The 18,988-nt window shown below is 36.5% G+C and carries 18 protein-coding genes; 6 read left to right on the top strand and 12 right to left on the bottom strand.

All coding sequences use genetic code 11. The features are described 5' to 3' along the window. Positions 1-25 precede the first annotated feature (25 nt). A complete protein-coding gene (locus tag DKK70_RS11670; RefSeq protein ID WP_110434170.1) occupies positions 26-502 on the top strand; it encodes a hypothetical protein in 477 nt (158 codons plus the stop codon). A 56-nt stretch (positions 503-558) separates the two neighbouring features. Here the strand turns inward: DKK70_RS11670 and DKK70_RS11665 are convergent, their stop codons facing one another. From DKK70_RS11665 to DKK70_RS11640, 6 genes are all read right to left on the bottom strand, one after another. Further along, positions 559-1,782 (bottom strand): MFS transporter, encoded by a 1,224-nt coding sequence (locus tag DKK70_RS11665; protein WP_110434169.1) that lies wholly within the window; start codon positions 1,780-1,782, stop codon positions 559-561. 286 nt (positions 1,783-2,068) lie between these two features. Then, positions 2,069-3,181 carry a ribosomal protein uL16 3-hydroxylase gene (locus DKK70_RS11660; RefSeq protein WP_110434168.1) on the bottom strand — a complete coding sequence of 371 codons (1,113 nt, stop codon included), beginning with the start codon at positions 3,179-3,181 and terminating at the stop codon, positions 2,069-2,071. Then, positions 3,174-3,956: a YchF/TatD family DNA exonuclease gene (locus tag DKK70_RS11655; protein ID WP_110434167.1), complete on the bottom strand. Its 783-nt coding sequence runs from the start codon at positions 3,954-3,956 to the stop codon at positions 3,174-3,176. Before DKK70_RS11655 ends, DKK70_RS11660 begins: the two co-directional genes overlap by 8 nt. 21 nt (positions 3,957-3,977) lie before the next feature. Next, positions 3,978-5,147, bottom strand: coding sequence for a lipopolysaccharide assembly protein LapB (lapB, locus tag DKK70_RS11650; protein ID WP_110434166.1), 1,170 nt, complete (start codon positions 5,145-5,147; stop codon positions 3,978-3,980). A gap of 12 nt (positions 5,148-5,159) precedes the next feature. Further along, the gene (locus tag DKK70_RS11645) at positions 5,160-5,465 is read right to left on the bottom strand and encodes a LapA family protein (RefSeq protein WP_110434165.1); all 306 of its coding nucleotides are present in this window, start codon (positions 5,463-5,465) and stop codon (positions 5,160-5,162) included. A 75-nt stretch (positions 5,466-5,540) separates the two neighbouring features. Beyond that, a complete protein-coding gene (locus DKK70_RS11640) occupies positions 5,541-6,260 on the bottom strand; it encodes a phosphatase PAP2 family protein (protein WP_110434164.1) in 720 nt (239 codons plus the stop codon). A gap of 100 nt (positions 6,261-6,360) precedes the next feature. On the opposite strand from DKK70_RS11640, the gene ribA reads away from it, so the two are divergent. Continuing rightward, positions 6,361-6,966 (top strand): GTP cyclohydrolase II, encoded by a 606-nt coding sequence (gene ribA / locus DKK70_RS11635; protein WP_110434163.1) that lies wholly within the window; start codon positions 6,361-6,363, stop codon positions 6,964-6,966. A 75-nt stretch (positions 6,967-7,041) separates the two neighbouring features. Here the strand turns inward: ribA and DKK70_RS11630 are convergent, their stop codons facing one another. From DKK70_RS11630 to zipA, 4 genes are all read right to left on the bottom strand, one after another. Then, the gene (locus tag DKK70_RS11630; RefSeq protein ID WP_034884944.1) at positions 7,042-7,230 is read right to left on the bottom strand and encodes a 2-hydroxymuconate tautomerase; all 189 of its coding nucleotides are present in this window, start codon (positions 7,228-7,230) and stop codon (positions 7,042-7,044) included. A gap of 9 nt (positions 7,231-7,239) precedes the next feature. Next, positions 7,240-7,755 (bottom strand): S-ribosylhomocysteine lyase, encoded by a 516-nt coding sequence (gene luxS / locus DKK70_RS11625; protein WP_110434162.1) that lies wholly within the window; start codon positions 7,753-7,755, stop codon positions 7,240-7,242. 68 nt (positions 7,756-7,823) lie between these two features. Next, complete coding sequence (ligA, locus tag DKK70_RS11620; RefSeq protein ID WP_110434161.1) at positions 7,824-9,884, bottom strand: NAD-dependent DNA ligase LigA; 2,061 nt, start codon at positions 9,882-9,884, stop codon at positions 7,824-7,826. A 165-nt stretch (positions 9,885-10,049) separates the two neighbouring features. Then, positions 10,050-10,946 (bottom strand): cell division protein ZipA, encoded by an 897-nt coding sequence (gene zipA / locus DKK70_RS11615; RefSeq protein WP_375334990.1) that lies wholly within the window; start codon positions 10,944-10,946, stop codon positions 10,050-10,052. A 376-nt stretch (positions 10,947-11,322) separates the two neighbouring features. Between zipA and DKK70_RS11610 the strand changes: the two genes are divergently transcribed. The 3 genes from DKK70_RS11610 (at position 11,323) to DKK70_RS17270 (ending at position 16,294) form a co-directional block, all read left to right on the top strand. Then, positions 11,323-12,516, top strand: a complete 1,194-nt coding sequence (locus DKK70_RS11610) for an efflux RND transporter periplasmic adaptor subunit (RefSeq protein WP_110434159.1) — start codon at positions 11,323-11,325, stop codon at positions 12,514-12,516. Between the two features lie 19 nt (positions 12,517-12,535). Further along, positions 12,536-15,745, top strand: coding sequence for an efflux RND transporter permease subunit (locus DKK70_RS11605; RefSeq protein ID WP_110434158.1), 3,210 nt, complete (start codon positions 12,536-12,538; stop codon positions 15,743-15,745). A 420-nt stretch (positions 15,746-16,165) separates the two neighbouring features. Beyond that, positions 16,166-16,294 carry a hypothetical protein gene (locus tag DKK70_RS17270; protein ID WP_258363943.1) on the top strand — a complete coding sequence of 43 codons (129 nt, stop codon included), beginning with the start codon at positions 16,166-16,168 and terminating at the stop codon, positions 16,292-16,294. A gap of 747 nt (positions 16,295-17,041) precedes the next feature. Here DKK70_RS17270 and ruvC read toward each other — a convergent pair. Both ruvC and DKK70_RS11595 read right to left on the bottom strand, forming a co-directional pair. Further along, positions 17,042-17,530 (bottom strand): crossover junction endodeoxyribonuclease RuvC, encoded by a 489-nt coding sequence (ruvC, locus tag DKK70_RS11600; protein WP_034883631.1) that lies wholly within the window; start codon positions 17,528-17,530, stop codon positions 17,042-17,044. Further along, complete coding sequence (locus DKK70_RS11595; protein WP_110434157.1) at positions 17,530-18,273, bottom strand: YebC/PmpR family DNA-binding transcriptional regulator; 744 nt, start codon at positions 18,271-18,273, stop codon at positions 17,530-17,532. Before DKK70_RS11595 ends, ruvC begins: the two co-directional genes overlap by 1 nt. Positions 18,274-18,556: 283 nt before the next feature. On the opposite strand from DKK70_RS11595, the gene rbsD reads away from it, so the two are divergent. Then, complete coding sequence (gene rbsD / locus DKK70_RS11590) at positions 18,557-18,976, top strand: D-ribose pyranase (protein WP_110434156.1); 420 nt, start codon at positions 18,557-18,559, stop codon at positions 18,974-18,976. Positions 18,977-18,988: the final 12 nt, after the last annotated feature.

Below are 18,988 nucleotides of genomic sequence, written 5' to 3'. Positions count from 1 at the left end.
ATAAATTATATAAAAAGGAATTAGTATGAAAGGGTTAAAAATTTCAGCATTTGTATTAATAGGTGTGGCACTATTCGGCTGTGATAATTCAAAAGGTAAAACAGAAACTGAGTCTTCAACATCCTCTACTCCGGCTACTCAAGCTTCAGATGCTACAGCCGCGAGTCGACCAGATTTGAGTAAAACTCAAGATTTGATTATCAATGAAGCAAAAAGTCAATTGCCGAAAAAAGTTGATGCAACTTCTACTGTAGTGGATATTCATAAAGAGGGAGATGCGATTATCTATAAATATGTGATGGATGTCGCTAAAGATGAGATGGATGTTGATGTAAGTAAACAAATGACTGGAGATGCGCTTAAGCAATTATATTGTCTAAAAAACAATGATTCATTAGATTTATTCAAAGCGGCTTTTCCAGCTGGTGCAGTTCACAATTATTATATTGGCGATGAAATAGTTTTTAGTATTCCATTAAAACCAGCTGATTGTAATGATTAATTAAACGGTGACAAATAAAAAGAAGAAACAGGGCAATTAGCCCTGTTTTTTTATGGTTATTCTAGTGCCTTGCCTTTTGTTTCTGGAATTAAGAATATAAAGGCTGCTGCCGATAGTAGGTATGCTCCTGATAGTAATGCTAATGCATAGCTAATTGAGTAAATGGTTGCTAAATACGCAATCAATACTTGCGATATGCCGGCAATCCCACGACCGACGTTGAAGATGATATTTTCAGCACTTGAGCGCGCATCAGTGCTATAGTGTTCAGCCAGTAAAGCGCCATATCCACCCATCATACCGTTAACAAAAAAGCCAATCACTGATCCAAAAATAATTAGAATGGCGACCTCTTTTTGTTGAAAATAGAACCATATTGAAACGGCTGAGACTAATAAAAATACGATGTAAGAAGGACGGCGACCAAATTTGTCACATAGCCAACCAAAAATTAAGATCCCTAATGACATGCCGATAGTGGTTGAGATAGTCCAAAACATGGTATTTTTAAAAGGTAGATGATATTCAGAGGCAATCATATTTGGCATCCAAACCATTATGCCATAAAAGCCAAAATTCTGTACTGCACAGGCAATGGTTAAACCGATAGTGGTAGCAGTGATTCTTGGGTTTTTAAAAAGTTTGCTAATGGCGATGTTATTTTGATTCTGATCTTTTAGATTCTGCCAAATTTCGGGTTCTTTTAATCCTTTACGTGTCCATGCCACAAACAACGCGGGTAATACGCCCATGGCAAACGCCCAACGCCATCCATGTACTTCACCAATAAAATTAACCGTTAATGCCGCAAGAATTATACCAACTTGGAAGCCTAGTGCCACAATTGAAGTTGCTCGTGAGCGTTTATGTTTTGGCCAGCTTTCTGAAACTAGCGTCATGCCGATACCAAATTCACCACCTAGGCCAAGTCCACTTAGAAAACGAAAAATAAGGAAGCACTCATAGTTGGGTGAAATTGCACAAAAACCCGTGAATAATGAGAAGATTAAAATTGTCCATGAAAATACTCTAACTCGGCCATATTTATCGGCAAGGATACCAAAAAATATTCCACCTAATACGGCACCTAACAATGTGGCTGAAGTTAAAGTGCCAAGATCGGCTTTGGTTAGGTTAAAACTGGTGGCAATTAGACTGAAACAGACACCTAAAATCATCATATCTAAGCCATCTAATGCATAACCTACGGTTGATGCAAATAGGGTACGTTTTTGGTAGGGGGTGATTTGTTCGTTTTGCTTGGTCACGTCAATGTTCATGTTTACCTCAAGTCATTTATAGTGGATCAGCGTTTCTTATTTAACAAATTTCTTCAAATTGTTAATTAAGGGGGAGTTTGGAGCGGGGCAAGTATATACTTAAAAGTGAGAAAAATCCAAATGAAAAGGCGAAATTGGCCGGTTTTATTTTATTTTTTGTCGATTCGGCAAAATTATTCGGCTAATCTTGGTAAATATCTCATTTTTGAGACAAATTAGCCGATAATTCCAGCAGATCGTGACAATTTACCCTCGAATTTTTACTTAATAATCTTGGTATAAGATGTTACTCTTCGTCAAAATACCAATAACCCAGATTAACGAATTCTAGCATGACGTTTAGGGTTTGTTCATCTTGCAATTGTTCGTAGTAAAGTACTTCCGATTCACATAAAAGATCGATGGTTTCCATTGGTAATGGTATTTTATTACCATTGATGTATGCGGTATCGTCTATTTTTACAATACGTATGCTTGGCACACGATATAGTTCTGCTCCAGATTGCAATATCTCTTCAAATTCATCTAAGTCATAAGCAGGATCGACAGGGATGATGTTGAGCTCATGCATCGGCATGGTGATGTGTTTGCCAAACCAATCATTGAATAGGGCGGGGTTTTTAATGAGGTCGATCATTTGCCCTTTTAGCTTTTCAAGTTCGTATGGTTGGATTCGATACGGATCGCTAGGTAACTTTAAGTCAGGGTCTTGATAGAAGATGCCATTAGGTAAGTTATCGATTACATAATCAGCAAAGCCACTAAGTAGTTCTTGTGATGTTTGGGTTCTAAAACCAACAGAATAACTAAGCGATTCACCAATTGATACGCCATTATGTGGAAAGCCGATTGGAATATATAAAATATCACCTGCAGTGATTTCTTCATCGATAATTGGCAGATAATCTTCTACATGCAGTAGCGCTTTGTGGGCACTAAACTGTTTGTAATTAGGATTACGATCGCCAACTTGCCATCGACGACAACCTTTGCCTTGGATAATAAATACATCATAATTATCAATATGGGGCCCAACGCCAGCTCCCTGAGTAGCGTAGGAGATCATAAGGTCTTCAAACTGCCATTGAGGGATACATTTAAATGGTTCCACTAAGGTTGCTGCTTGTTTGTGCCAATGGTCCACTGCTTGTACAAGAAGACTCCAATTTTCCTCACCTAAGTGGCTGTAATCAATAAATGGTCCGTAGTTAGCATCCCATATCCCATTTTTGTTGGTAACGATTCGGCTTTCAATTTCTTCTTCCATGGCAAGACCAGCCAGTTCTTCAGGGGAGATAGGGTCGATAAAATTGCTAAAAGCATCGCGTAAAATGACGGGTTTTTTTTGCCAATAATTGGTTAAAAAATCATCCCAATCGATGGTTAATTTGTTACTCATTAAATGCCCCTTGTAAATTAAATAATTGACAAAAGTTGGTTGTCGTTTGTTGTGCAATGGTCTCCAAAGAGACGCCTTTTAATGTGGCTAAGTAGTTGGCCACTTCGCGAACATAAGCTGGTTGGTTTTCTTTTCCACGATAAGGGACTGGCGCTAAATAAGGCGAGTCAGTTTCAATCAGGATACGATCTAAAGGTATATATCTGGCTACTTCACGTAAAGATTCCGCATTTTTGAAAGTGATAATGCCTGAAAATGAGATATAAAAACCGATATCTAATAGTGCTTTGGCCGTATCAATGTCTTCGGTGAAGCAATGTAACACGCCGGAATAAGCCTGCTCTTCTTTTAAAAGTTTAAGTGTATCTTCTTTGGCGTTACGGGTGTGAACAATGATCGGTTTTTTTAATTGTTTGCCTAATTTTATATGTTCGATAAAGTTGGCTTGTTGTAACTCGATGTTGTCTTGCTGATAGTAATAATCAAGACCGGTTTCTCCAAGCGCGACAACATTGTCTTCTTGAGCAAGGCGAACAAAACGGTCGGCATCATAGGGTTCATCATCCAAATTAAGCGGATGGATCCCACAAGAAAATGAGCACTGTTTTTTATATGGTGTTAACATTGTTTTCATCGACTCATAATCTGACAATGTAGTGGCAACACTTAGACAATGCTTTACATCGTTGTGTAGTGCTTGTTGCAGAACGCTATCAAGCGTTTTATTCGTATAGTCCAAACTGTTTAAATGACAGTGTGAATCAATTAGAAACATATTTAACTCTTTTTAATTATTTCAATGATGTTCGAAATCACGAACTGGTTTTATGGTTGACCATGAGCGACAGCCCGGACACAACCAGTAAAGGGTATTAACCGTAAATCCACATTTTTGGCAACGGTAATTGGGAACCGATTTTATCTGTTCACCGACCATATTGCGAAGTAGTAATAAACTTTCTTTGGCTTTTCCCTGTTCGGCATCGGCAACATGGTAATCCATTAAGCGATAAAACCCTTTTAGATTAGGGTGTTTTAATAATTCACGATAAAGATAATATTGCGCCGCATCAAGTCCGTTATCTTTTTCAACCATATCTGCAAGCATCAGTTCGGCAACATTTCCGGTATCTTGTTGGACACAAATTTCGAGAAATTGCTTAAATTGTTGTGGTTGGTTAAGTTTTGCGTAACAGGCTTTTAACAGTGGTAATGCTTCACCAATGAAAGCTTTGTCTTGGTGTAAGATTTTTTCAAAACATTCAATTGCTTGTTCACATTTATCTTGCGACATAAGTACTCGTCCTAGCATTAGTGATGTTCGGGCGCAGTTATTATCAGCAGCCGCAGATTTTTTTAATAAGTTATAAGCTTGATCTAAATCATTATTATTGATAGCGAGGGCAGCAAGTTCACAATAAAATTGGGCAATCTCAATTTTATAGTTAACTTTGCCAAGTTTGACCAATCTGCTCGCCGCATTAATCGCATTGTTCCATTCACTGGTTGATTGATAGATGATTATCAGTTGTTGTAAGGCATATTGTTGAAAGTCTTCTTCGTCGATTAGCTGTAAAAACATCTCTTCTGCACGGTCATAAAATCCTGCAGACATGTAATCTCGACCAAGTTGTTGAATGGCTAAAAGTCGTTGTTCAAAGGTCAATGATGGACTTTCCATTAATGCTTGGTGAATACGTATTGCACGGTCAACTTCACCGCGTGAACGGAACAGATTGCCTAGAGTTAAATGTGCTTCTAGTGTACCGTCATCTTCTTTAAGCATATCAAGAAAGAGATCAACCGCTTTATCTTTTTGGTTAGACAAAAGAAAGTTCAGACCATCTACATATTCCCGAGATAGTCGATTTGATTGATTTAAATATTTTTGTTTGGCATTTCTATCCCCCATGTACCAACCATATGCAGCGGCTATCGGGAGTAACAGAAATAACAATTCAAACATAATTACCTATTTTTAATTGGTATTGGTTAAATTTGTTTTTTGATGATTAGCGATATCTTCATCATATTTCTTTTGTAATTTATCTAGTTTTCGTTTAGTTGAAGAGTGTTTGAATTTTGACTTTAAAAAAAATATACCTGTTAATACCCAACCAACTAAAAAGCCTGAACCAAATAAAATAGCAAGTAATACCGACAACTTAACCTCGGTTTTAGCAATTAAATAGTTAAATGTTACTATTTGATTATTAGCTGAGCCTATTGTCATCGATATGGCTAATAGGAAAACTATCAAAAAAATTGATATGACTAATTTCATAATTTAAACCTTATTATTTTATTCAAAATGTCTTGCTAACCAAAAACTTTTTTATAAAACTCATCGCTTATAAAATTATCTGACTACTATATGCCATTTTTTAGCATAAAAACAGCAGATTAATGAAATTCCCCACGCTAGCACTATTCCAAGTATTAAATCATAGGCTGTGTGCATACCTAGTAATAATCGACTGGTTTCAATAAATAACGCCCAAATAACCATAGTTACAGTAATAATTAATTGTCGTCTAAAGCCAAATAATGCTATTGCTAAAAAAGCCCAAGTTGTTGCAAATAATGTATGTCCAGAAGGAAAAGCGTAACCTGTTTCGTTTTGCCAATGTTGAGCCAACCAAGTTGGAATAGTGTTTGAATTAGCAAGTAATTGTTCAATAGTGGCTTTTCGTTCTGCCCTTGTTTGTGAATAAAATTGTTTATCATTAAAATGATATTCTTTAGCTAGCCATAAAACGTATGGTCTTGATTCAGCAGTCTGTTGTTTGATAAGGCTTTTAATAATCTGTCCGCCTAACATCGCACTAAATAAAATTAACAATAATAATGAGATTGTTTTTTTAGTTTTATTGGCTAATAGTAAACAAAATAATAGAAACAATAAACCCGATGTAATGATCGCCCAAGGAAAGCTAGCTGTTTCGGTTAACCAAAAAAAATATTTAGATGTACTATTTATTGACGTCGGCTGCCACTGCCAATTTACGGCTGTTACAGATAACGGTATAATTAGAAATATTATTAATACCGCTATTGTTTTTTTTATTACTAACCCCATTTAGAAACTCAATTAAGCGTAAAATTTGACTTATTTTAACATGGAAGCACGATTTATTTTTATAAAATATTCCATGTTATTACTGAATTTGGAGATAATAATGCAATTAAAACGTGTTGCACAAGCTAAACTGCCAACACCATGGGGATGTTTTACTATTGTTGGTTTTGAAGAAATTGCAACAGGTAAGGATCATGTGGCATTAGTGTTTGGAGATGTTAATGATCAAACATCAATTTTGACCCGTGTACATTCAGAATGTTTAACTGGCGATGCATTATTTAGTTTGCGTTGTGATTGTGGCTTTCAATTAGAGGCCGCATTAAAGCAAATCGCTAAAGAAGGAAAAGGGATTTTAATTTATCATCGTCAAGAAGGACGTAATATTGGATTATTAAATAAGATCAGAGCTTATGCCCTTCAAGATCAAGGTTTAGATACAGTTGAAGCCAATGAGCAACTAGGTTTTGCGCCTGATGAACGTGATTTTACTTTATGTGCAGATATGTTGACGTTACTTGGGGTTTCACAAATTCGATTATTGACTAATAACCCTGAAAAAATAAAAGTACTTGAGCAAGCAGGCATTAAAGTTACCGAGCGCGTTCCTTTGGAAGTAGGCGAGAATGCCAATAATGAGCACTATTTAGCGACTAAAGCAAATAAATTAGGGCATTTATTGCATTTGCACCCTGGCAATCACTAGTTTTTTGATTGGCACGATTTAAATTATTCAACCTCAATAGTTAATATTGAGGTTGATTTTTATATATTGATTTAATTAATCTTTATCGCAACGAAGCACACCACCATTAGCAATTTGGTCTTTAGAGACTTCGTGCATAATAATTTGTACCGCTTCTGGTTTGCAGTTAAGTGTTTCGACAATTGCTGCGGTTACTCGTTTAGCCATTTCACGTTTTTGTTCGATGGTACGTCCTTCTAAGAAGTCGATAACTACATTCGGCATAAATTTCTCCTAGTGATTAATGTTGGCAAGTTGTGCATCCGTTAATGCAATGTCTTGATTATGGCAAATGCCAATACCTGATTGGATGATTTTTTCGGCAATGGCTTTGGCTTCATCTAATGAGTGCATAGTGTAGGTTCCGCATTGGTATTCATTTAATTCAGGTATTTCTGATTGTGATCTTACATTTAGCACATCATGCATCGATTTTAACCAAGCATCAACGACTAATGATTCATTAGGTTTACCAATTAAGCTCATATAGAAACCGGTGCGGCATCCCATTGGTGAAATATCAATAATTTCAATTTTATCACTGTTTAAGTGGTCACGCATAAAGCCGGCAAATAGGTGTTCTAATGTGTGAATCCCTTTTTCAGGTAAAAGTGCTTTATTAGGGATGGTAAAGCGAAGATCAAATACAGTAATGTCATCACCTTTAGGTGTTGCCATGGTTTTAGCAATTCGCACAAAAGGGGCTTTCATTTTAGTATGATCGACTTTGAAACTGTCTAATAAAGGCATAATATTCTCCTTAGTTTGTGATCAAGCTTTTTTGATTAATTAGCTTGATTTATTCCACTATTTTTTATTCATTGATTTAATAAGTCTATCATTTCTTGTTCATCAATAACTTTTATTCCAAGTTCTTCTGCTTTGGTTAGCTTTGAACCTGCGGCTTCACCAGCTATCACTAAGTCAGTTTTTTTAGAAACGCTACCAGTGACTTTCGCACCAAGTTTTTTTAATTTATCTTTAGCTTCATCACGGGTTAGTTGTGATAATGTTCCGGTTAATACTACGGTTTTACCAGTAAATGGTGAGTCGATCGTTAACGCTTGTATTTCGACATCTGGCCAGTGTATACCGATTTCTGCACTGGTTAGTTGCTCAATGACGTCGCGATTATGCGGTTCTTGAAAGAAGTCGACAATACTTTCAGCAATTACTTCACCAACATCATTTACAGTTTGAAGCTGTTCTAATGAGGCGTTTTCGATGGCCGATAAATTGCCTAATTGGTTAACTAGATTTTCGGCGGTAACTTCGCCTACATTTGGTATGCCAAGTGCGAAAATAAAGCGATTTAAGCTGGTGCTTTTTGATTGTTGTAAAGCATTAATTAAATTATTAGCTAATTTTTCCCCAACTTTATCTAATGAGCATAACATTGGTAAAGTGAGTTTATAAAGATCAGCTGGTGTTTTGACATAATCTTTATCAACGAGTTGTTCAATTAGTTTATCACCTAAACCATCAACATTCATTGCTCGGCGAGATACAAAGTGTTTTAAGGCTTCTTTACGTTGTGCTGGACAAATCAATCCGCCGGCACAACGGGAGATCGCTTCGCCTTCATCTCGAACGATAAGCGAACCACAGATAGGGCAATGAGTTGGGAATATGATCTCTTTGCTGTCAGCAGGCCGACGATCTTGAATAACCGCGACAATTTGCGGAATTACATCTCCGGCTCGGCGTACGGTTACATAATCACCTTCACGAATACCTAAGCGGACGATTTCATCACTGTTATGTAATGTCGCATTGCTAACGATCACACCGGCGACAGAAACTGGCTCTAATCTCGCTACTGGCGTGATGGCTCCAGTTCGCCCGACCTGAAAGTCGACTTTGTTGAGCTTGGTTACCTCTTCTTGTGCGGGAAATTTAAATGCGGTGGCCCAACGCGGTGCTCGAGCAACGAAACCCAGTTCCTCTTGTTGAGCAATACTGTTGACTTTAATCACCACGCCATCGATATCAAAACCGAGAGACATTCGTTGCTCACCAATTTCATGAAAATAGGCGAGAGCTTCTTGAGCACCTTGACGAATTTGAACTTTGTCACTTACCGGTAAGCCCCAAGCTTTAAATTGCATTAAACGGTCATAGTGATTATCTGGTAGGGTTGTACCTTCATTAATACCCACACCATAACAGTAGAAAGAGAGTGACCTTTTGGCGGTGATTTTAGGATCTAATTGTCTTAATGAGCCGGCGGCAGCATTACGCGGGTTAGCGAAAGTTCTTTCGTTGCGTTTTTCTGCTTCAGCATTCAATTTGGCAAAACCTTTATGTGTCATAAAGACTTCACCACGTACTTCTAACCGAGTAGGGATGTTTTCACCTTGTAATACCAATGGAATGGTTTTTATGGTTTTCACGTTCGCGGTAATATCTTCTCCAGTGGTACCATCGCCACGCGTTGCAGCTCGAATAAATCGTCCATTTTCATATAATAAACTTACAGCCAAGCCATCAAGTTTTAACTCGCAGCAGTAATCAACCGATTGGCTGTCACTAAGGTGTAAGCGATCTTTTACTCTTTTGTTGAAAGCGTTAAAACTCAATTCATCAAAAACATTATCGAGTGATAGCATCGGTAATTCATGTTTGACCGAAGCAAATTGCGATAATGGTACGCCACCCACACGCTGTGTTGGTGAGTCTGATGTGATGAGTTCAGGATGATCGTGTTCTAGACTTTGTAGTTGTTTTATTAATTTATCATATTCCACGTCGGGGATTTCTGGTGCATCAAGCACATAATAACAATATTCATGATGTCTTATCAGATTGCGTAAAGTAGCGATCTGTTCTGCTATATTTTGTTGAGATTCAGATTGATTTGCTAAATGTGTATTTGGCATGATTTTTAACTCTTAAATTAAAACGTAAGTTTTAGAATTAGCAATAAAATAGTACGTAACTAGATTTAGTACAATAGATGTTGTTAAAATTGTTGGTAAAACAATATAACATCGCTATTCCACTAACTTTAATTAGTGGAATAACTTAAAAATGTGTTTTCAGGATTAAATTTCATTACAAACTTTTTTAATACGTTCTTTATAGCTATTGATTTTTTGTGGTGTCATCATGTGATGTTCATCATCAAGAACTACACCATTGACATCGTCAGCTATGCGCTGTGCAGTTTGTAACATAAGTTTAAAATTTTGTTGATTATTACCGTGAGTTGGCGCAACCATAAATATTGACACCCCCGGTGTGGTAAATTCATGCATGGTTTCAGGATCCAAGTAACCAGGGGTAACCATATTGGCTAAACTAAATAATACTGGACCATTACCGGCTGGATCAACATGACGGTGGAAAATCCGCATATCGCCAAATTGGAATCCTGATTGCATGATACTAGCTAACAGTACATCACCTTGTAATGATTTATTATTTATACCAGTTACATTTAAGATAATAATATCAGTCTCCTGATCTTCATTATCTTCTTTGTTAAATTTTTCTTGTTTTTCGCTCGGTTTATCAGAGTGTGATTGTGTTGATTTGGATGCTTCGCTAACGTTATTCTCGATTTTTGGGGTTACAATCTCATCAGATAATATATCCGGTTGAAAATTGATAGTTGGCTCGTTAGTCGCATCATCGTCATTTGAAAACAAATCTTCTTGACGAGGTATCTGCTCTTCTTCCATAACGACTACTTTCTCGCTAGGATTATTAGTAGCAGTCTGATTGGTTTTACTTCTAGGCGGAAGCAAAATCACATCATCTTCATCCTCATCGCCGTAGATGTCTTCAAATTGCTGAGTATTTGGTGTCAAATTATCTTTTTTACCTGACTTAAATAAAGAAGAACGTTCCTTTTTATTGATCCAGAGCCCATGAATCAATAATGCAATAATGACCAAGGACGCAACAACAATTAAAACAGTACGTAAATTATCCATAATACCCATCTCAGAATTAAATTAAATATAGATTTAAATTATTCAATAATATAACTGAAAAAAAAAGTTAAAAAAATACCACAATAAAATTTTTTACTTTTTATTCGTAAGCTAAATCCGTACTCATTTATTACAGCACTAACAATTACAGCGCATATATTACTTTATTTCTGCGAATAATCATAATTCTCAATCTAATTTTTTTATTATTCTTGTTTTATCATCGATAAGTTATCAAATTTTTAGAACTCTGTGCTATTAAGACGTTAAGATACTTACAATCTATGCATATTTTTTGTAAAATCCCCGATCACTTTTGAATAATATTCATTGTTTTTTATTAAAAAAATAATTATCAAGTTACCGAGGTCTTTTTTATATGAGATTTAATAAGCTATTATTTACGCTGCCAATGGCATTAACTGGTCTATTGTTGTTAACAAGCTGTGATAATCAGTCCCAAGATGGTAGTGGCCAATTACCGAAGGTAACTGTTTTTAAAGTTGAACCTTTAAATTATACTCTTAAAATAAATCTACCGGGACGGGTTATTGCCTCACAAATAGCTGAAATAAGGCCACAAGTTAGTGGGATTGTATTAAAGCGTGAATTTGAAGAAAGCTCGAATGTTAAAGCAGGTCAATCACTTTACCAAATTGATCCTGCCATTTATCAAGCTAATTATGACAGTGCGACGGCTAGTGTCGCTAGCGCTAAAGCTAATGCTAATATTGCGCAACTTACCTTAAAACGTTACGCCGGTCTATTAAATACAAAATCCATTAGCCAACAAGAATACGATAAAGCGGCGGCTGATGCCAAACAAGCTGAAGCAAGTGTTTTAGTTGCTCAAGCCGCAGAACATGCGGCTAAAGTTAACTTGGATTATACTAAAGTCTATTCGCCAATTGATGGTTATATCGGTAAATCAAGTGTGACGGAAGGGGCGTTAGTATCAGCAGGGCAAGCTACACCATTAGCTTTAGTACAACAACTTGATCCAATTTATGTTGATATGACCGAAGCGGCTACTCGTTATAATAAATATCTTCAAGATGAAAATATTATTTATGAGCCGGCTAAAGGTGATAATGTTGAACTCTTTTTTAATGATGGTTCTAAATATGCGCTACCTGGTAGTATCAAATTTTCAGATATGACTGTTAATGAGACTACTGGTACTGTGACATTACGTTCTCAATTTTCCAATAGTGAAGGTAAAATCTTACCAGGTATGTTTGTAAAACCTCAATTGACATTAGGTACGATTAAAAATGCGGTGTTAGTTCCGCAACAAGGCATTACTAGTAACCAAAAAGGTCAATATACAGCTAAAATTTTACTACCAGATGGTACAGTTGATTATCGTCAAGATATAAAAGTTTATACGGGTGTAAGTGGTTACTGGGTGGTAACTAGTGGGATTGATATCGGTGAAGAAGTTATTGTAACTGGTCTACTTAATTTAACCGCGGTAGAAATGGGTAAACCTATGAAAGCTCAAGCAATAAATGAACCAACTATACTAACTCAAGAGCAGTTAGATAATCTCGTTAAAAACAGTGTGAAATAAAACAGGGGTAGGTTTAATTATGGCTAAGTTTTTTATTGATAGACCTGTTTTTGCATGGGTAATTGCTATCATGATGATGCTGGGGGGAGCCTTATGTATTAAGCTACTCGCTGTAGAACAGTATCCTGATATCGCGCCGCCTGCTGTTACTGTTTCTGCTGTTTACCCAGGTGCTGATGCGCAAACCATTGAAAACACTGTTACGCAATTAATCGAGCAAAACTTAACTGGTTTAGATAATTTGATTTATATGAAGTCAACCAGTAGTGCTCAAGGTGTGGTCCAAACAACATTGACTTTTGCACCTGGTACCAGCCCAGATTTTGCTCAAGTACAAGTCTTAAATAAAGTAGAGAGTATTAAATCACGTCTACCTGAAAGTGTGCAAAAAAATGGTGTGTCGGTTGCTAAGAATAATACTAACTTCTTAAAAGTTATCGGTTTCTATTCTACAAACCCACAAAAAACGCAAGCGGATATTGCTGACTTTATTTATTCAACGGTACAAGATCAGATCCGTCGTGTTCAAGGGGTAGGCGATACCCAGTTATTTGGTTCTGAATATGCAATGCGTATTTGGTTAGATCCCAATAAACTGAACTATTTTAATCTATCTATCGAAGAGATTATTGGCGCTATTCAAGCGCAAAATGCGCAGGTTACTGCGGGGCAACTTGGTGCTTTACCAGCAACAGAGGGGCAAGAGCTTAACGCAACCATCACTGCTCAATCACGTTTAAAAACACCGGAACAATTTCAAAATATTTTGCTACGGGTTAATACTGATGGTTCCAATATTTTATTAAAAGATGTGGCTAATGTTGAAATTGGTGCTGCTGACTACAACTTTCTTTCACGCTATGATGGTAAACCATCAGCAGGTTTAGGTATTTATTTAGCAACTGGTGCCAACCAACTGGACACATCAGCTAAAGTTGACCAAAAAATTCAAGAGTTATCTCAGATTTTCCCTGAAGATATTAAATTTGCCTATCCTTATGATACAACACCATTTGTTAAATTATCGATTAACAACGTGGTACATACTTTAATCGAAGCAATCATTTTGGTTGTTATCGTTATGTATGTCTTTTTACAAAATCTACGTTCTACACTTATCCCAACTATTACGGTACCAGTAGTATTGTTAGGTACATTTGCGGTTTTATATATTTGTGGATTTACCATTAATACGTTATCGATGTTTGCTATGGTACTGGCTATCGGTCTTCTGGTCGATGATGCCATCGTGGTAATTGAGAACGTTGAACGTATTATGCATGATGAAGGGTTATCCCCGTATGATGCAACAGTTAAGTCGATGGAGCAGATCACCTCGGCGTTAGTTGGTATAGCTGTGGTGCTTTCCGCGGTATTCGTTCCAATGGCATTCTATGGCGGTGCAGCAGGGGGAATCTATCGTCAATTTTCAATCACAATTGTAACGTCGATGGCTTTGTCCGTGCTGATGGCAATTGTGTTAACACCAGCACTTTGTGCGCAAATCTTGAAAGCACCATCTAAAAGCAAAATTAAAAAAACCACAATTGGTGAAAAACTTGAAAGTGTTCCACCATTTAGTTGGCTTTCAATTGGGACTAAATGGTTCTTTAATAAGTTCAATAATTTATATAACAAAAGCCTGCATGCCTATGAAAAAGGTGTGATTAAATTTATTCGTTATCCACTTATTTCATTTGTTTGCTATGGTTTGATTGTTGTTTGCTTAATCTTTGGCTTTAATCGTTTACCAACTGGTTTCTTACCAAATGAAGATCAGGGTGTATTAATTGTAATGGTTGAGTTACCACCCGGATCGACATTAGAACAAACCATGAGTGTTTTGAACAAAACCTCTCAATTTTATATGAATGAGAAAGCTGATTCAGTGAAGGAGATCTTTACTGTTGCTGGTTTCAGTATGGTTGGTCGTGGTCAAAACATGGGGCTTGGCTTTATCCGATTAAAAGATTGGGATGAGCGTAAACGTCCAGATCAAAAAGTGGATGCTTTGGTGGGTAGTGGTTTTGGATTTGCATCAACGATAACTGAAGGCCGCGTCATTATTACTAATGTACCAGCAGTACCGTCACTTGGTATGGCTAATGGTTTCTCTTATATGTTAAAAGATACCGCAGGTCTTGGACATGATGCTTTGATGGGGGCATTTTTCCAACTGTTGGGACAAGCTGCACAAAATCCTAACTTACAACAAGTTCGTCCAGGTAGTATGTTAGATGTACCACAATATAAAATTAATGTGGATTTCGAAACCGCTCAAGCACTTGGTGTTGCTGTAAGTAGTGTTAATACCGTACTTTCAACTGCATTAGGTTCTGCCTATATTGATGATTTTGTGTATAACAACCGTGTTAAAAAGGTCTATTTACAATCTGATGCAGCTTATCGAATGTTACCTGATGACTTTAGTTTCTGGCATGTAAAAAATCAAAAAGGTGAAATGGTTCCTTATGATGCGTTTGCTACCACAACGAAAAGTTATGGTTCACCATCATTGGTTCGTTACGATGGTGTAGCCGCGATGGGGATCAGTGGTTCAGCTGCGCCGGGTATGAGCTCTGGTCAAGCTATGGCAATAATGGAAGAATTATCTAAAAATTTACCTAAAGGTTTCTCCTTTGACTGGACAGATATTTCTTACCAAGAACGTCAAACTGGTTCACAAACAACAACACTTTATATTATTTCTCTAATTGTGGTGTTCTTGTCATTGGCTGCTCTATATGAAAGTTGGACGGTACCTATTTCGATCTTATTCGTGATCCCATTAGGTATTATTGGTACCGTATATGCGACAATGATTAGAGGTCTTGATAACGATATTTACTTTATCGTTGGTCTATTAACCACCATGGGGCTATCGGCTAAGAATGCTATTCTGATTGTAGAATTTGCTAAAGATGCATTAGAAAAAGAAGGTAAATCATTAATCGATGCAACATTAGAAGCTTGTCGCCTACGTTTACGTCCAATTTTAATGACATCATTTGCCTTTATTCTTGGTGTATACCCACTCGCGACAAGTAGTGGTGCCGGTTCTGTAAGTCAGAATGCGGTAGGAACTGGGGTAATCGGTGGTATGTTAACGGCCACATTCTTGGCGATATTCTATGTTCCATTATTCTTCTTGTTTATTACTAAATTATTTACTAAACATAAGAATAAAGTCGTACTACCGAGTAATTATACTGGTAAAACAGAAGACTAATCGATGAATAGTTAACTACGATTAAATAATATCAATTAAAAGCACCAAGAGTATTGGTGCTTTTTTTATGCAAATTTTAGATTGTAGGTTTTAATAATAATTAGTTTTATTTTTGAAATGCGGTAGGAACTGGGGTAATCGGTGGTAGGTTAACGGCCACATTCTTGGCAATATTCTATATTCCATTATTCTTCTTGTTTATTACTAAATTATTTACTAAACATAAGAATAAATCCGTATTACCGAGTAACTATACTGGTAAAACAGAAGACTAATCGATAAACAGCTAACTATGATTAAATAATATCAATTAACAGTACCAAGAGTATTGGTGCTTTTTTATGCAAATTTTAAATTGTTGTTTTTAATAATAATTAGTCTTATTTTTGAAATGCGGTAAGAACCAGAGTAATCGGTGGTATGTTAACGGCCACATTCTTGGCGATATTCTATGTTCCATTATTCTTCTTGTTTATTACTAAATTATTTACTAAACATAAGAATAAAGTCGTACTACCGAGTAATTATACTGGTAAAACAGAAGACTAATCGATGAATAGTTAACTACGATTAAATAATATCAATTAAAAGCACCAAGAGTATTGGTGCTTTTTTTATGCAAATTTTAGATTGTAGGTTTTAATAATAATTAGTTTTATTTTTGAAATGCGGTAGGAACTGGGGTAATCGGTGGTAGGTTAACGGCCACACTCTTGGCAATATTCTATATTCCATTATTCTTCTTGTTTATTACTAAATTATTTACTAAACATAAGAATAAATCCGTATTACCGAGTAACTATACTGGTAAAACAGAGGACTAATCGATAAATAGTTAACTATGATTAAATGATATCAATTAACAGTACCAAGAGTATTGGTGCTTTTTTTATGCAAATTTTAAATTGTAGGTTTTAATAATAATTAGTTTTATTTTTGAAATGCGGTAGGAACTGGGGTAATCGGTGGTAGGTTAACGGCCACATTCTTGGCGATATTCTATGTTCCATTATTCTTCTTGTTTATTACTAAATTATTTACTAAACATAAGAATAAAGTCGTACTACCGAGTAATTATACTGGTAAAACAGAAGACTAATTGATGAATAGTTAACTACGATTAAATGATATCAATTAACAGTACCAATGATATTGGTGCTATTTTATGTAAATATTAATTACAGGTTGTATTGATAATTAGTCAGTTTTTTTTATTTGATTATGTTTTAAATTGATGAAATAGGATGGGTTAAATAAATAAGCTTTGATAGAGGTGTTTTTTAATCAAGTCAGTACTTACCGATGCGATTTGATTAATTGTTGACTCATATGCGCATGCGTAATTGCTATAGCTAGTGCATCAGCCGCATCAGCTTGGGGACTGGCAGGTAGTTTCAGTAGTAGCTTAACCATGTGTTGAACTTGTTTTTTGTCAGCTGCACCAGTGCCAACTACACTTTGCTTAACTAAGCGGGCGGCATATTCAAAAACCGGTAAATCATTATTAACGGCAGCTACGATAGCTGAACCGCGTGCTTGACCTAATTTTAAGGCCGAATCAGCATTACGAGCCATAAACACTTGTTCTATAGCAAACATATCGGGTTGAAATTGTAGAATAATTTCGCTAACGCCAGCGTAGACACGTTTTAAACGCGTTGGTAAGTCATCGACAGCCGTACGGATACAACCACTGCCAAGATAAGTCAATTGTCGTCCAGTTTGACGAATTACGCCGTAACCCGTCAAACGAGAGCCTGGGTCAATACCCAGAATGATAGTCATTAGAGTGCAGCTGCAACTTCGTCTGAAACTTCTCCGTTATGATAGACTTCTTGAACATCATCACAATCTTCAAGCATATCGATAAGACGTAGTAGTTTTGGTGCAGAGTCAATATCCAAATCAACTTTAGTTGCAGGAATCATTGACACTTCAGCTGATTCAGCGACTAAACCTGCCGCATCGAGAGCATCTTTAACTTCACCAAATGATTCTGGTGTTGTGAACACATCAATTGCAGCATCATCATAAGTCACAACATCATCAGCACCGGCTTCAAGTGCGGCATCCATCACTTGGTCTTCGTCTGTTCCAGTAGGGTATGAGATCACGCCTTTTTTTGTGAATAAGTAAGAAACTGAGCCATCAGTACCTAGGTTGCCACCGGTTTTGGTAAACGCGTGGCGCACTTCTGAAACTGTGCGGTTACGATTATCACTCAAGCACTCTACCATTACCGCAGTACCGGCTGGTCCATAACCTTCATAGATGATAGTTTCCATATTAGTATCATCTTCACCGCCAACACCACGAGCAATCGCTCTATTCATGGTATCTCGAGTCATGTTGTTAGATAAAGCTTTGTCCATTGCAGCCCGTAGACGAGGGTTAGACGCTGGATCGCCACCACCAAGTTTAGCTGCGGTTACAAGTTCGCGAATAATTTTGGTAAAGATTTTACCGCGCTTAGCATCTTGAGCTGCTTTACGATGTTTGGTATTGGCCCATTTACTATGACCTGCCATAAAATTCTCCAGATTAAATAATTTAAAATCAATCTATTCTAGCAAACTTTTAGCAAAAGTTCATTATCAATCTATTTTTCCATTAGATAGTGAGAAACAAAATATCTCTTTTTTCTTCCTATAATTTTAATAATGAATAATTATGTTGATCCGGATCACAAGTTTATATTTTATCCATTGCAATTCATTTAGTTTCGACACATTATGCTTCAATTTTCGATAAATTATGCCGCCATCGAAACGTTTCGATGAACAATTTCATTATTATTCTAAGGATTGCATTATGTTTAAAAGTAAGTTGTTCAATTCAGTAATAGTTCAAACCTTAACTAAAATGGGACATACCGATCAAATTGCTATTGGTGATGCAGGTTTACCCATCCCTGAAAATGTTGAAAGAATCGATCTGGCGTTGACTTTTGGCGTGCCATCATTCATGCAAGTTTTAGAATCTGTATCTGAATCTATGCAAATTGAAAAAGTCCTCTTGGCAGAAGAGATTCTTAAACATAATCCAGAGATAAATAGAAAAATATTAAGGCAGATTAAAAAAATTGAGCAATCACAACAAAAGATAATTGATATCAAATATGTCACTCACGAAATGTTAAAACATCAAACCGCTGAATGCAAAGCGGTAATTAGAACTGGTGAATGCTCACCCTACGCGAATATTATTCTACAGTCGGGCGTAATTTTTTAAAAAACAATTAAA

This window comes from Gilliamella apicola (assembly GCF_003202655.1).
GTDB lineage: Bacteria > Pseudomonadota > Gammaproteobacteria > Enterobacterales > Orbaceae > Gilliamella > Gilliamella apicola_R.
The sequence above is the reverse complement of the archived record's forward strand: the minus strand, read 5'-3'. Positions and strand labels throughout refer to the sequence as shown.